Source organism: Rufibacter tibetensis (assembly GCF_001310085.1).
Taxonomy (GTDB): domain Bacteria; phylum Bacteroidota; class Bacteroidia; order Cytophagales; family Hymenobacteraceae; genus Nibribacter; species Nibribacter tibetensis.
The window spans coordinates 4,245,545-4,260,484 of record NZ_CP012643.1 but is presented as its reverse complement, the minus strand read 5'-3'; the positions used below and the strand labels follow the sequence as shown (position 1 = coordinate 4,260,484).

The following is a 14,940-nucleotide window of genomic DNA, read 5'->3' as shown; positions in this document are numbered from 1 at the left end:
GCTGTTTAGGTTGAACAGCAAGCCTTTTATAGTATAGGCAAGTTTTGGGTAGGCAATGGCCTGCTGTTCACGAATCTTCCGACTGGTGCCACCAACAATTCATTCCGGTAGAGATTACCTGCTTCATTTTTTCTTTTATGTATTGATTCTGGACGCATTAAAAACACCAAAGGCCCGGGTGAATCCGAGCCTTGTATTAAACTGCATTTCTGCACAGCAAGCGGTTCACCCATCAGTTTTGATGTGTGTGCCACCAGGCATTGTGCGTGAATTGCGTCTTGTTCATGTTGCAAATGTAGGGGCCAGAAAATGAATTGCAAGAAAAGGGCAGAAAAAATATACATTTTCCTCAAACTAGACAATAAGAGGGCACATTACGTACATTTACTCTGTGCTGACCAGAACCTTCCTCATCAGACTTCTTCTTCCGCTGCTCTTCTTTCTGGCAGGGCCCTTTTCATTTGGGGCGAAGGCACAATCTACCTATACCCTAGAAACAGGGATTGGCCAGGATTCGGTGAACAGGTTCAGCCGACGTCTTCCCTGGTATGCCGCCGGAGGAGCCGCCGTATACATCAGCGGATTGGCCCTGCTGAACGAGGCTTGGTACAAGGAAAAAGACCGCACCTCCTTTCATTGGTTTGATGACTCAAAGGAATGGAAGCAAATGGATAAAGCAGGCCATTTCTGGGGGGCCTTTCATGAAAGCCGACTGGGCGTGGATTTGTTACTAAAAGCGGGAGTACCGGAAAATAAAGGCATCTGGTACGGCGGCGCCTTAGGCTTTGTGCTGCAAACGCCCATAGAATATTTTGACGGCCGCTCCCCTGCCTATGGGGCCTCCCTTTCAGACATTGCCGCCAATGCCGCCGGTTCTCTTGCTGTCATAGGCCAGCAACTGGCATGGGGCGAGAACCGGCTTATCCCTAAATATTCTTTTCACCGCACCCGTTATGCGCCGCTTCGGCCTAACGTGCTGGGCAACGGTGCTTCTCAGGAGTTTCTGAAAGACTACAATGGGCAAACCTATTGGATTAGTGTGAACCTGGCCAAATTTCTCCCTTCACAAAGCAGATTCCCCAAATGGCTGAACCCGGCTGTGGGGTACGGGGCCGAGGAAATGGTGTTCAATGACCCAGATACCAACCGAACCATTGGCTTAGAGGCCTACCGACAGTATTATCTAAGCGTGGACCTCAACTGGCAAGCCATTCCTACCCAAAGCAAATTCCTGCGGAGCGCCTTCTATGTTCTGTCCATTTTCAAGTTCCCAGCCCCTGCGTTGGAGTACAATGGCCGAAAAGGTTGGAAAATGCACGCGCTGCACTATTAGGTTTACCAGAGCTAGAACGCTTTCTATTTACAAAGCTTCCGCCACCGGAAAAGCCATTTTGAAATTATTCAAGGAGATTGCCGCAAAATGCGTCAGGTTGTGGACTGGGGGGAAGAAGCGTTCATCTGCCCAAATGTTTTTGTTCAGCGCCAATTGGCCTTGTCCCTGAACCTCAGGCTTGGTGAACAGAAACTTGTTTTCATGCTGCTGCACAATCCTGGTACCCGGAACCACAACGGAGTTGATGGGAAGTTGAGGACCTACAGGAATTAGCTGGGTGGAGAAAAAAGTTTGGTCGTCCTGCTGTACTTCAGCGGTTAACAGTCCGTTTGGCAACCTGTTCATCTTGAAATCGGCTAGTTCTTTGGGAATACCCCAGTTCACCCGCCCGTTCCAGGCACTGGCATCAGTAGAGACATATATTTTAGAAACTGAAAAGCACAGTTTCCCTTTTATCTTGAACAAGGCCGGCATAAACAACAACTCCTGGTAAGGACCTACGTCTGAAGTATGGTAGTTCATGAGGAGTACGGCCCCTATGCCTGCTTTGTAGGTCGTTTTCTGAAAATCAGCCAGAAACCCGTATTGCTCATTAAAGGACTTTGGAAAGGTATAAAGCCAGATGATGCCATCACCAGTCAAACTCCACGGGGCTGGGGCAATGATCCAAGGTTCTTGCATAAATTTATTTTTCTGGTTCACCTTTTTGAACGGTTCCTACCTGCCACGGTTGCCTGAGAGAGCAAAACCTAGATCCCAATCCCTTCTGGGTCCTGTCGTTCAGCAGAGAAAAACCAGGAAAGCAACCGTAAAGAACTCTTTCCTCCCCTCCTGTTCCTTTTGCGTATCTTTGCCCTAAGGCTTCTCTTTATAGCCTGTTTTCCCAATACCAGATTAAAACGAATATGAACATAGGCGACCGCGTGCGGCTGATGCACGGCAAAGAACAAGGCGTAATTACCCGCTTCCTGGACAACAACCTGGTGGAAGTGGCCATTGACAATGATTTCACCATTCCGGTGATGCGCCGCGAGGTGGTGGTCATTGCCCCGGAGGAAGCGGAAATGTTCCGGAATGCGCCAGCTCCAGAACCCGTGAAGAAAAAGGAAGCTCCGGTGGTGCCTTCCACGGCGGTGGCGGGCATTTACGTAGCCTTGGTGCACCAAACCCCTGAATTGCTGGCCGTCCACATCGTGAACAACTCTGAATTTGACCTGCTGTTCACGTATGGCGAAGAAACAGAGAAAGTATACCGTGCCCAGAACAACGATAAACTTCCCCCGAAGAAAACCAAACCTGTCACCCACCTGCACCTGAACGACTTCGAGAAATGGCCTGATCTGGTAGTTCAATACCTGCAGCATAAAACCGGCGCCAATATGCTCCTGGAGCCGGTTATCCGCAAGCTCAAGTTCAAGGCTTCCTCTTTCTACAAGAGCAAGAAAACGGCACCGGTCCTGCAGAAGGAAGGCTACGTCTTCCAATTGGATTCAAAACCACTGATGGTGGACCCGGACAAAATACAGGAGCAACTTACCGAATCAGGAGCCCAGACAGAGGCAAACAAAGTGGCGGTCCCAAATCATGAGGTGGACCTGCACATTGAGGTGCTCTTGCCTAATGAAGACCCAAAACTGATGAGCAATTCAGAGATTCTGCGCCACCAATTACGTGTTTTCCAGGACAACCTGGACCGAGCCATTGCCACCAACATGCATGAAATCATCTTCATCCATGGCACCGGGAACGGCGTTCTGAAGAAGGAAATCCAGAAGGTGCTCAGCCGGAACCCACACATCAAGTTCTACGAAGATGCCCGCAAAGAGAAGTTCGGGTACGGGGCTACGAAGGTTTCTTTGAAGTAAGATTCGGTATACTGCCTGCGAAGGGCATGTTATTTTAGGAGAAGCGATTAGAGGCTGTTTTGTAGAAACGGCTTCTAATCGCTTCTTGTATTTAGTGGCTAAATAAGCAAAGAGTAAAGGCAGTTCTAGTTCGCCCATAGGTTCCATTCAGGAGGACAAAGTGGAGAAAAAGCCTTTTGTGGAGAAAAAGCCTTATTTATATCAGCTTAAAAGCGCAACTCACTCACTCACTCACTCACTCACTAATTTAACTGCCCATCCAATTCTGAAACGTGCAGCATCCGGAGCAGAGACGTTTTCTTGTATTGGTGTTCCTGCATGCGTTTCATGATGTCATCTAGCAGGGAAATGGATTTTAAGATGTGAGGACCTTTGTTGAGCATGACGCAATCAGCGCGTTGGGCCATGGCGGCATCCGTGATTTCAGCGCGGGATGGTCGGCCCTTTTTGGTTAGTTTTTCCAGCACCTGGGTAGCCCAAACCACGGGTAAGTGGGCGGCCTCGGTAATCCAGAGAATCTCTTCCTGCACTTCGGCTAAGCGTCTCCACCCTAACTCTACAGCCAGGTCTCCGCGGGCGATCATGATCCCGGCCGGGTGTTTCAGCATGAGGGTGAGCAGCAGGTGGGGCAGATTGCTGAAAGCGGCCTTGGTTTCAATTTTAAGCATGATGCCAATGTGCTCTGCCTTGTGGTCTACCAAGGCCTGCTGCAGTTCCTCCACCATCTCTGGGTGACTTACAAAAGACAGGTTAATGACATCAGCGTGCTTCACCACACTGGCCAGATCTTCGCGATCTTTCTCAGTGAGTCTGTGTAGTTGCAGGTCGCTTTCAGGTAAGTTGATGCCTTTGTCCGGGCGTAATTTGCTTCCGGCCTCATCTGCAGCGGTGATCTTTACCCGCAGTACATCCGGAGACACTTCTTCAATTACACCTTCAATCTCGCCGTCGTCAAACAAGATGGGTTCCCCTACCTTCACCCGCGTAAACACTTCGGGCAGCGTGCAGGAGATATGAGCGGGTTCTACCTGGTTGCCCTCTTTGTCATATCGGGCGGGCTCCCCAGGAATGGGCTCCCTATGCAGTAAAAGATCCTGCCCTACCTTCAAGTTTAGGGGTATCACCATGGCGGGCAGATCACCAATAGTTTCAGTGCATTTCTCCCCCGTGGAGGTTTCTAACTGGAGCTGGGTGCCGGTACTGAGGTAAGCCGACTTAGGCAGTTGTACTAAGATGCCGCTGCTCTTTTTCTGTACAACGGTGAAGGTCCTTCTTCTGCGGCGGGTGTCCTTGAAGGTGATGGCACTACCTACTGTTGCATGCGACAACCATTCAGCCGATACCTTTAACGTTAGGTCTACCCGGCTTGGGGCCGAACCGCCCTTACACGTGAGCCATACTTTGGCGGGCGAAAGGATCTCTCCTACCTCATCTATTTTAGGGTGAATGGCCACTACTTTGGGACCTGGTTTTAGGGGGCCCGTTCTCAATTTAGGGCCCATTAAGTCAAATAAAATACTGCAGTCGCGGCCTACTTCCTTTTCGGCTTTCTTGATGTGCCGCACCATTTTCTCCCAAACCGTTTTATCATCATGGGCGCAGTTAATACGCGCGCAGTTCATTCCGCCTTCAATCAGATCTCGCACCATGCCATAATCCTCAGCGATGTCTGAGGAAAAAGTAATCATGATGCGTCCTTTCCTTTCCGGCGTAGCCTTTCCTAATAAGGCGGTAATCTGAGACTGAAGGGGCGAAACCGCAGAAGGAACCGCTACAATTTCCTGAGGCGTTTTGGTAATATGCCCCAAAAGTAACCGCAGTTGGTTCCGGACCGCCAGCAACGTGGTCAACACGTGGCTTTCGGCACGCCCTAGGGAAGAAAGCCCCAGGCTGGATAACTGTAACTGGAGGTCTCGGTTGTCATGTTTCCGGAGGGCCAGGTAATGCATCAGGTTTTTGCTGCTTTCCCTGAAGGCTGGATGCACAGTGTTTATCTGCGAAGCATACGCTTTCTCCAAGGTATCTGCCCCTTGCAAAAGCACTTCTACCTGATTCAACAGGTTCACTAAGGAATCTTCGGTTATGTTTTCCATAGAAGTGAGTTTTATCTACCCTTTGCGGCCTTGCCCTTATCTACTGACCACCTGACACCTGTGTTCTCAAATGCAGATAAATATAAGAGAAAGCCATATACAAAAAACAAATGTTCAAAGACAAACACCTGAAAAAGAACAATCTAAAAAGAAGCTTTCAGGGTGTTTTAATGAAAATGAAACTAAAGCACCAATAAAGAATCATAAGGCGAAGTCTAGGATAGAGATTTCATTTAAAAACAGGTGAATCTGACTTTTGGTGGTTGAGTGTCTTAAATTGAAAAAAGCTTATTAAGCCCTGTTTTCTATAAAGGATCAGAAATCACGGCAAGGGATAGACGCCAGTATCTGTGAGAAAGGCGTATCTTTGTAAAAAATCAGCAAGCTGGCTTATCGCTGCGTCTTCGGGCGGGGAGGAAAGTCCGGGCAACGCAGAGCATCCTGCTTCCTAACGGGAAGGCACCTGGCGGGCGACAGCCAGGTGACAGCCAGTGCCACAGAAAAGTACCGCCGGTTTTGCCGGTAAGGGTGAAAAGGTGCGGTAAGAGCGCACCAGCGGCTAGGCAACTAGTCCGGCTGGGTAAACCTCAGGAGTTGAAAGACCAAATAGGCTGACAGCGCCTTTCCTTTGGGAGAGGCTAAGGGCTGCTCGTCCGATGTCAGCGGGTAGGTTGATGGAGCCCCTCCGTGAGGATGGGTCTAGATAAATGATAAGCCATTTGCCATTTGGCAGAGGACAAAACCCGGCTTACAGGCTTGCTGATTTTTTATTTTCCCTCTCCTTATATTCCTTCCTCAGGTTTACTCCCCAGTTTGCGCTACAGCAACAGGATTTGAGAAACCCCTTGTTTTGCTTCACCCGTATATTCAGGAATTTAGAAAACTTTCCAAAGTATGGTGTGCTTTGGGGTAGTTCTTCAAAACAGAGCTTCATCCTATATTGGTAAGATTATGCTTTTAGAGAAAAGGATACCTGCTTCTTATATTTTCAACAAAATAAAAAAGGATCTGGTCATCATCATTTTTATTGGTATTTGTGCTCACTTTTTATCCTCTGCCTTTATAGAGAATATACCGGAAATGCCCGGTAATATTCCGGCCTTTTTGGGTACTGCTATTACGGTGCTTTTATCTTTTAAAATAAGCCAGTCGTACGACCGATGGTGGGAAGCAAGAAAAGTTTGGGGAGCTATTGTAAACGACTCCAGAAGCTTTGTCATTCAGCTACAATCTTTCTTGCAAGACGCGTCTAATCCGGTTATCAAGTTGATGGGTTATCGGCAAATTGCCTGGTGTTATTCCTTAGGCAGAACGCTAAGAGGTTTAAATCCACTAGAAGGTTTAGATGAATACTTGAAGGAAAAGGACTTGCTCTACATTACAGATCATAAGAACAAACCCTTAGCCATAGCACAACTAAATGCCTTGACGATTAAGAATCTGTATCAGACGAATGAAATAGATACTTTCAAACACATTCAGCTTGATTCTACCTTGGTAAGAATGGTTGATTCTATGGGAAAAGCAGAAAGAATCAATGGCACTGTTTTCCCAAAAACGTACCGTTTATTTCTGCACTTTGCTATTTACCTTTTTGTAATTACCCTTTCTATCTCTTTACGGGAGATACCCCTCATTTTTGAACTACCCTTGTTAATAGTTCTTTCTTCGGTCTTTCTTTTACTTGAAAAAACTGCGTACCATTTACAAGATCCTTTCCGTAATCGGCCTAGTGATACCTCGGTCACAGCTATTGCCAGAACAATAGAAATCAATATAAAACAGTTGTTAAATGAGCCTGATATTCCAGAGCCTGTTCAGCCAAATGGTTTTTATATCCTTTAAGAAAAACAAACAAGAAACGTGTACGCTATTGAAAACAACCTAAGGCAAGACCTATACTGCCGACAAAAAGAAATAATAAATCTATAATAACGCAGTTATAAGAGGCTTTTAAAATTATAGGTAAGGGTTAACGCAGAATACAAAGTGATCTCGTTAATAGAAATAAGTGACCGCTGACTGTGGTAATATTTGGAATATCACCTGCGAATACAATTGAAGAGCCTAAAGATAAAGAAGACAAAACACATGAGGAGAAACAAAGCAATGGGTGGATTGGTGGGGCTACTGTTCCTTTGTTCTGTAGGCTACAGCCAGAGTAAATGGGAACTTCAGAAAAAGGAAGATGGCATTGAAGTGTACACCCGGCAAGTAAAAGACAATCCCTTAAAAGAGATACGAGTGGTGTGTGAGTTACCAGGTACGGCCAACAACCTGGTCAATTTGCTGAAAGATGTAGAGCATCATTCTAATTGGGTGTACCTGAACAAGAAAACCCAGCTCCTGAAACGTAAAAGCGAGAACAGCCTCATTTATTATACAGAAGCCGACATGCCTTGGCCTCTCACCGACCGGGATATGGTAGTAGAGGCAAATTTTACACCCGCTACAAAAAACAACCAAGCCCGGGTTGAGGTAAAGAGTATAAAAGATTACATACCCCAAAAGAAAGACCTTGTCAGGATACCCTCCTCCTTAGCAGTTTGGGAAATCACTGCTCTTCCCAAAGGGAACATCAAAATTGACTATACCTTTAAGGTGAACCCAGGCGGCTCTGTTCCGGCGTGGTTAGTGAATGCCACTGTAGCTACGGGACCTACCAAAACCTTTCAGAACCTGCGGAAGGTTTTAGCCCAACGGGCTAAAGATCAAAAGAACATATAACCAAAATAGCGTTGTTTTTGATCCTTTTATGGCAATACTTCATAAACAATTGTTGTTTCAATTTCTCAAACAAGTGTTTGTAATAAATTAGTTTTCCTCAAACTAACAAGTGTTTTAATAAATTTTTTAAAATATTTATTCTAAAAGGTTTGGAAGTCAAAAGCTCGCCTAGTATGTTTGAGCATCTTAAAGATAAGAAAATGATTCAGCGCAACTCTTACTTTTATGGTTTTTACTTTTTTGGACCTCAGCCGGGGCTCAACAGGTAAGACTTTGCGTTAAGAAACAATAAGAAAAACCTCAGAGCCCCGCCTAAAGCGGGGCTTTTTTCGTTATGAACAGAGCCTTAAAAATTGCCATCCAGGGAGGCCCCGCCTCCTTCCATGAAACAGCCGCTAAAGAGCTGTTCCCATCTGCCACCATCAGCACGCTACCCTGCGCGTCTTTCATTGAGCTATGTCAGACCCTGGAGTCTGGGTTGGCAGATTCTGCGGTGATGGCGGTGCAGAACTCATTAGCCGGCCCGTTGTTGCCCAACTACCGGCTCATGGACCAGTTCGGCTTTTCCATCACCGCAGAGCGGTGGTTGTTGCTGGATCAGACTCTGATGGCATTACCGGGCCAGAAACTGGAAGACATTAAACAAGTATGGTCCCACCCTATTGCTCTGCTTCAGTGCTGCGATTATTTGGATGGCCTGACCAGCGTTACCACCAAAGAAACTTCTGACACCGCTGATACTGCCCGCTTGATCAAGGCTGAGCAGATTGAAGGGGTGGCAGCTATTGCCAGCCGCAAAGCCGCTGAGTTGTACGGGTTGGAAGTGTTGCACCAAAACGTAGCCAATGATGTAGAGAACTACACCAGGTTTGTGGTGCTTTCCCGGGAAGTTCCGGCTAAAAAGGCCAACAAGGCTACGTTGCTCCTTCCTTACCCAGTGGTAAAGTTCTCGTTGGACACCTTGCTGGAAAAACTGGATGACTGTGCTCTGGATCTAACCATGTTACAGCCACTTCCTTCCCCTAACCCGGGCCAACCCGAAGAATGGGTGTTGGAACTGGAAGGCGAGCAAGCTGCTTGTATTACCCGGGCGCTGGCCGCTCTGGAAACGGTTGCTCCTACCCACACCATCCTGGGCCTCTACCCTAAAGCCGAGGCGCCGCTTCCGCAGGATCGTTTGGCAGGCTGCCTGTCTTCTATTTTAACAGCCCAATCAGAATTAGCATGATCATTCCTAGCGCCAATAGATTACAGCAGGTGCAGGAGTACTACTTCTCCCGCAAACTGGCTGAAGTACGTGCTCTCAATGCGCAAGGGCGCAACATTATCAATCTGGGCATTGGCGACCCAGACATGGACCCTTCTGAGGAAACCATCAATGCCCTGGTGAAAACCAGCATGAGTTCTGGAGTACACGGGTACCAACCTTATAACTCTATTGCCCCATTGCGGCAAGCCATTGCCCGTTGGTACAACCAAACGTACAATGTGACGCTAGACCCAGACCAGGAAATACTTCCGTTAATGGGTTCCAAGGAAGGCATCTTCCATGTGTCTATGGCCTTCCTGAACCCCGGGGATAAAGTACTGGTGCCCAACCCAGGTTACCCCGCTTACTCGGCGGCGGCCAAATTGGTAGGTGCTGAGCCGGTATTCTACACCTTGAAAGAAGCGAACGGCTGGTTGCCAGATGCCCAAGAACTAGAGCAGCTGTTAAGCGCAGGAGACGTAAAGCTGATGTGGGTGAATTACCCGCACATGCCCACGGGTGCTGAGGCCACGGCAGGGGCGCTGCAAAAACTGGTACATTTAGCTTTGAAGCACAAATTCCTGCTGGCAAATGATAACCCGTACAGCCTGGTTCTGCCCCATGAAAAGCCACTGAGTTTACTTTCCTTACCAGACGCTAAAGAATGTTGCCTTGAGTTCAACTCCTTAAGCAAGTCACATAACATGGCAGGCTGGCGCGTGGGCATGGTGTTAGGCCGCCAGGATTATTTGCAGTGCGTGCTACGGGTGAAAAGCAACCTGGACTCAGGCATGTTCCAGCCGGTGCAGCATGCGGCCATTCAGGCACTTTCTAATTCAGATGCCTGGCACGACGCCCGAAATCAGGTATATGCCCAACGCAGACAGAAGGTATATGAACTGTTAGACCTTCTGGGGTGTTCCTATCAAAAAAACGCGGTGGGTATGTTTGTCTGGGCCCGGGTACCGGAGTCCGTTACAGACGTAGAAGCATTTTTAGACCAAATACTATACGAAGCCGGGGTCTTTCTTACCCCAGGTAAAATATTCGGGACGCAAGGAGAGCGCTATCTAAGAGTATCCCTCTGTATGCCAGAAACCAAGATTGAAGAAGCTACAAACAGAATTTCAAAACATTTAACCTCGGCCAAAACCGAAATTTCTTTATGAGTACGAAGCATTTAGACCTGTCTCCTAAAACAGTTTTCAAACGGGCAGACGGGCAACCGTTAATCATTGCCGGCCCTTGCAGCGCCGAAAGCGAAGAACAAATGTTGGCTACCGCCCGCGGCTTGCAAGCAGTACCTGAAGTAACCATCTTCCGGGCTGGTATCTGGAAGCCTCGTACCCGTCCTGGTGCATTTGAAGGAATAGGCAAAGTGGGCTTGAAATGGCTGAAAACGGTAAAAGAGGAAACTGGGCTTCTAACTGCCTGCGAAGTAGCCACTGCTGAACACGTGAACGATGCCCTTAAACAAGGCGTAGATATTCTTTGGGTTGGTGCTCGCACCACGGTAAACCCTTTCTCAGTACAGGAAATTGCTGATGCGCTGGAAGGCGTAGATGTACCCGTATTAGTGAAGAACCCGGTAAACCCAGACCTGCAGCTTTGGTTGGGTGCTCTGGAGCGTTTAAACCGTGCTGGCATCACTGACTTGGCAGCCATTCACCGTGGCTTCTCTGCCTTCGATTCTCGTCCGTACAGAAACCACCCAAAATGGAACATGGCTTATGAGTTCAAGAAACTTCTGCCTGAGATTCCGTTGATCTGTGATCCAAGCCACATTGCCGGAAAACGCTCTTTGCTGCAGCAAATAAGCCAGGAGGCGTTAAACCTGCAGGTAGACGGCCTCATGATTGAAACCCACTGCAACCCTGACGTAGCGCTTAGCGATGCGGCACAGCAGGTAACTCCTGAAGGATTGGCTCAACTATTGGCATCTCTTGTTGTTGAACGTGTTTCTGCTACAGCTACGCAAAACGAAGAAGAACTTAGCGAGCTCCGTAACCTGATTGACTACCTGGACAATGAGTTGATCAACGTACTGGCCCGTCGTTCTTCAGTAGCCAAGCAGATTGGTATTTTAAAGAAAGAAAATAAAATGAACCTGCTGCAGACCGGTCGCTGGGAACAGGTAATGGAGCAACGCCTCAAAGCCGCCGCCCGCGAAGGTCTGGAAGAAGTATTTGTAAAAGCCATCTTCCAGGAAATTCACCAGAATTCTCTACACGTACAGGCGGCTGCAGATACTGCTAAAGTGAATATTTAAGTAAGAATTTACAGGAGGAAGAAGATCATCTAGTAAGATAAATCTTGCACAAAGGGTATAATCAACTTACATAAAGTTTTTACCAAATTTTCTTCAGTTCAACTCTAAAACCCCGGCTATGATAGCCGGGGTTTTGTGTTTTCAAACCTATCTTGTTTTAGGCTTCTATTTGGAAAATATGCAAAAAGCTAAACCGGTAACACGCACAAACCCTGTATTTAGAACTATCTTCAACTTACCTTTTGGTAGAACCTGTTAGAAGTGGTTTAGATGTACCTGTTAAAATGCTTTAGCGTACTGCCAGATACCTTAGAGAAAGTATTCACATAGGCTTGATTTTCCATTTCCTGATAGCACCTCATTTCTTCCCCCTTTGCCAAAAAATTCAAGTCACTTACAAGAGATACATCAATAGTTGAAAACAATCAAATCTGGGAAAAAAGGTGGCTTCTATTGGAAGCCTTTTGAATGGTTTTATATTTTTTTATAAATATTCACACAAACTCCCTGCACTATTAAAAAAATAGAATAGAATCAAGGAACAGAGTAAGAAATATCCAATCAACACCTTGTTCTCTTCACAATTCCTAGTGAAGCATTGGCGTATACTTGGTCACCATTTTAATGCGATTTAGCTGGACTGATGAATACCGCGGCAAATGGTTGCCCGGTGAAAAGGAGATGGACTACGTGTAAGAGTGCTGGCTAACTTATTTGGAAGTTGCTAGACTTTATTTCGGAAAACATGCCTAAAACGGATGTCATGAAAGAAAAGGATATTATTTCACAGGCTTTACGCCAGATCATAAAGAACCTGGAGGAGCTGGAAGGGCTTCCCGAGGAAAAGCATCGCATCACCCTACCCTTGGTAGACAATCTGCGCGAAGCTTTGGACCTTCTGCGCAGCCTGCAGCAAGGGTACCCCGAGGATGACTATTGCCACGTCATCAATTATTGCCTTATGAAATTGGAGTTCGCGAAAAAGCAGGTAGAATACGGTGATGTGGAAGAAGGCCTCAGCTTTACCAAATCAATTCTTATCTATTTCCTTAAGGAAACTGACTTAAAGAAAAACTGAAAAGAAGAAAAATAAAGATAAGCTTAAGCAGATAGTTTATCCTGACCTAAATTGTAGTGCCGGCGTGCCCGCGCCACCCCGGGCAAGGTTAGATAAAGAAGTGGTGGATCATGCAAAGTGCTGATAGCAATGAATCCCTCTTCGGCAAGTTCCTGGCTAAGTGAAATAACGTAATCTAAAGGCAAATGCGTGAGGTCCGCAACTACATTGCACGGTGTAGGATGATCCTCTGGTTCTTTGTTACCCCCCACTTTACCAAGAAGAGTGGATAAAATTTCATCTTTTCTCTCCATCGTAAATTATATTCTCAGCCCTCATATACGACAAAATATTACACAGATTACCTACCCTATTATAAATGGAGTACTTATCACAAAAAGTATAGTATTTACTCCTATCCCACTTTATACCTGATTCTTCCCTAAACCATACGCAGTAGCTTTCTTCCTTTATCAGTTCAGTTGAAGCAGGAAAGATACTGGATAATATTGAATAGACTACTTCAATTAATACAAATTCGTACTTCTACCCAAAAAATCTTCCTTTCTTAAATCCAAACATCTTAAATACCTGCCTGGAACCAGCTTCTTGCCAGTATTCCTCCGTAACAAAACCCTCCCCCTGTCGTTTCAAAAAGCAGTACTCACTTTGTTTACTTATATTTGAAGGACCGTTGCGGAAGGAAACATGGAAAATAGCTGGCAAGAAAATCAAGACAAAAACAGTGCCACCCTGCAGGTAAATCCCAAGGCCAGTACTGCCTCTTCTTATGACCTCGCCCAAATCATGGGTGGCATTTATGGGGAAGGAATCATAGGCCACAAGGGTGCTTTCAGCCGGGAATGGGTGCAACAGTTACATGAAGACATCCTGATATTGTATGAAGCCGCCTTGCAACGCCCGGGCGGAGCGGTAGGCCGCGGCCCCAAACGGCACTATGTTGAGATTCACCCCGAAAACATAAGAGGCTTTGTTGACCTGGTCACGCACCCTTGGGTAACCACCGTGTGTGAAGCGGTGCTAGGACCCGAATACAAGATAGTGGAAATTGGTTTTGACGTGCCTAACCCTGGGGCCATGAACCAGCCCTGGCACCGTGATTTCCCGGCTCCTGATGACACCATTATCGGTCGCCGGCTCAACTCCCTGGCCTTTAACTTAACCACTGTAGATGTGTTTGAAGACATGGGCCCTTTTGAGATTGCCCCTAGTACCCAGTGGGATTTGCCCGTGGAATTTGAACATGGCATGTTCCCACCTAAGTCTTTCTACCCAAGGTATGAAGAAAGAGCCCAACGAAAGATGCCGCAGATGGGAGACATATCGGCTAGGTCGGCGCTTACCATTCACCGTGGTACAGCCAATCATTCAGATAAGTCACGGCCAGCCCTGGTGTTGGGTGTAGATGCTCCGGGTGGCATTAACCATGAGCGGCATGACCTGCAAGTTACCCGCGCCTTTTTTGAAAAATTGCCCGAAAGCGTCAAGCAACACCTGACCTTTAGATTGGTAGATACCTTAGAGCCCATTGTGCAGGCCCACACCATTGAAGGCCTTATGATGGGAGAAGCCTAATCCTAAGTTTCTCTTGTAGTCCTAGGTTGGACAATTTGTATAAGCCTCAGGTAGTAAGAATCGGTTTGTTTTAAATAACATTTCTTTTACCCCAAATAAAGTTAACCCCATCAGCTCCGTCAATTTGCTCTTTTTCTGAGGAGTAGGTTGGCGGAGTTTTCGTTTTTCTTTTGTAAATAGGGGCTATATACCAACCCTACAAACCCTTTCTATTTATGAAAAAAACCTTACTCATCTGTCTCATGCTTGTGAGTTGCTTTAAGCTGTTTGCCCAAAGCCCAACAGACACCATTGAAGTGAAAAAAGGCTTCTCCCCAGTGTTCCGGCAAAACGGGGAAAACCTGAACCTTAACCAACTAATGGAACTGACCAAGTCCAACCCAGAGGCGTACAAAGAAATGAAGATCGCCAAAAGCAAAGCGGGCTTTGTGTCTGCCCTTGGGTATGCCGGCGGGTTCCTGGTGGGCTATCCGCTGGGTACCGCCATAGGTGGCGGCAAACCAAACTGGAGCCTGGCGGGCATTGGGGCCGGTGTTTTGGCACTTTCCCTTCCTTTTTCCTCCTCTTTTACAAAACACACCCAAAACGCAATCAGAATCTACAACAACGGGCTTACCCAAACCAGCATGAACCCCGTTGATTTCAAACTCGGCTTCACCGGCAACGGACTTGGGTTGAACCTGAAGTTCTAGAATTTACATACCTAATCAAAATCAAATGGCCAGTAGCAGAACTACTGGCCATTTGATTT

At 46.9% G+C, this 14,940-nt stretch carries 13 protein-coding genes and 1 other RNA gene; 11 read left to right on the top strand and 3 right to left on the bottom strand.

Annotated features, from left to right (window positions below; translation table 11 throughout):
- Nucleotides 1–391: 391 nt before the first annotated feature.
- A complete protein-coding gene (locus tag DC20_RS17385) occupies nt 392–1,333 on the top strand; it encodes a DUF2279 domain-containing protein (RefSeq protein WP_062544994.1) in 942 nt (313 codons plus the stop codon).
- Between the two features lie 27 nt (nt 1,334–1,360).
- Here DC20_RS17385 and DC20_RS17380 read toward each other — a convergent pair whose 3' ends face one another.
- Complete coding sequence (locus DC20_RS17380) at nt 1,361–2,014, bottom strand: acetoacetate decarboxylase family protein (protein ID WP_062544993.1); 654 nt, start codon at nt 2,012–2,014, stop codon at nt 1,361–1,363.
- Between the two features lie 224 nt (nt 2,015–2,238).
- On the opposite strand from DC20_RS17380, the gene DC20_RS17375 reads away from it, so the two are divergent.
- Nucleotides 2,239–3,198 carry a Smr/MutS family protein gene (locus DC20_RS17375; RefSeq protein ID WP_062544992.1) on the top strand — a complete coding sequence of 320 codons (960 nt, stop codon included), beginning with the start codon at nt 2,239–2,241 and terminating at the stop codon, nt 3,196–3,198.
- Nucleotides 3,199–3,440: 242 nt separating this feature from the next.
- Here the strand turns inward: DC20_RS17375 and DC20_RS17370 are convergent, their stop codons facing one another.
- On the bottom strand, nt 3,441–5,291 hold the full coding sequence (locus DC20_RS17370) for a pyruvate kinase (RefSeq protein ID WP_062544991.1): 1,851 nt from the start codon (nt 5,289–5,291) through the stop codon (nt 3,441–3,443).
- Nucleotides 5,292–5,668: 377 nt separating this feature from the next.
- Here DC20_RS17370 and rnpB point away from each other — a divergent pair.
- The 7 genes from rnpB to DC20_RS17335 all read left to right on the top strand — a co-directional run bounded on the left by rnpB (nt 5,669) and on the right by DC20_RS17335 (nt 12,614).
- An RNA gene (gene rnpB, locus DC20_RS17365) (RNase P RNA component class A) lies at nt 5,669–6,058 on the top strand.
- A 184-nt stretch (nt 6,059–6,242) separates the two neighbouring features.
- Nucleotides 6,243–7,136, top strand: coding sequence for a bestrophin family protein (locus tag DC20_RS17360; RefSeq protein ID WP_062546022.1), 894 nt, complete (start codon nt 6,243–6,245; stop codon nt 7,134–7,136).
- A 246-nt stretch (nt 7,137–7,382) separates the two neighbouring features.
- Nucleotides 7,383–8,018, top strand: a complete 636-nt coding sequence (locus DC20_RS17355; RefSeq protein ID WP_083470369.1) for an START domain-containing protein — start codon at nt 7,383–7,385, stop codon at nt 8,016–8,018.
- A gap of 334 nt (nt 8,019–8,352) precedes the next feature.
- Nucleotides 8,353–9,246, top strand: coding sequence for a prephenate dehydratase (locus tag DC20_RS17350; protein ID WP_062544989.1), 894 nt, complete (start codon nt 8,353–8,355; stop codon nt 9,244–9,246).
- On the top strand, nt 9,243–10,436 hold the full coding sequence (locus tag DC20_RS17345; RefSeq protein WP_062544988.1) for a pyridoxal phosphate-dependent aminotransferase: 1,194 nt from the start codon (nt 9,243–9,245) through the stop codon (nt 10,434–10,436). Before DC20_RS17350 ends, DC20_RS17345 begins: the two co-directional genes overlap by 4 nt.
- Nucleotides 10,433–11,536, top strand: coding sequence for a chorismate mutase (locus tag DC20_RS17340; protein ID WP_062544987.1), 1,104 nt, complete (start codon nt 10,433–10,435; stop codon nt 11,534–11,536). The genes DC20_RS17345 and DC20_RS17340 overlap by 4 nt, the downstream gene beginning before the upstream one ends.
- A 745-nt stretch (nt 11,537–12,281) precedes the next feature.
- Nucleotides 12,282–12,614: a hypothetical protein gene (locus DC20_RS17335; RefSeq protein ID WP_062544986.1), complete on the top strand. Its 333-nt coding sequence runs from the start codon at nt 12,282–12,284 to the stop codon at nt 12,612–12,614.
- A gap of 23 nt (nt 12,615–12,637) precedes the next feature.
- On the opposite strand, the gene DC20_RS17330 is transcribed toward DC20_RS17335, so the two are convergent.
- Entirely contained in the window at nt 12,638–12,907 is a 270-nt protein-coding gene (locus tag DC20_RS17330) for a hypothetical protein (RefSeq protein ID WP_062544985.1), read from the bottom strand.
- Between the two features lie 394 nt (nt 12,908–13,301).
- On the opposite strand from DC20_RS17330, the gene DC20_RS17325 reads away from it, so the two are divergent.
- Nucleotides 13,302–14,189: a phytanoyl-CoA dioxygenase family protein gene (locus DC20_RS17325; protein ID WP_083470368.1), complete on the top strand. Its 888-nt coding sequence runs from the start codon at nt 13,302–13,304 to the stop codon at nt 14,187–14,189.
- A 215-nt stretch (nt 14,190–14,404) separates the two neighbouring features.
- Complete coding sequence (locus DC20_RS17320) at nt 14,405–14,881, top strand: hypothetical protein (protein ID WP_157593213.1); 477 nt, start codon at nt 14,405–14,407, stop codon at nt 14,879–14,881.
- Nucleotides 14,882–14,940: the final 59 nt, after the last annotated feature.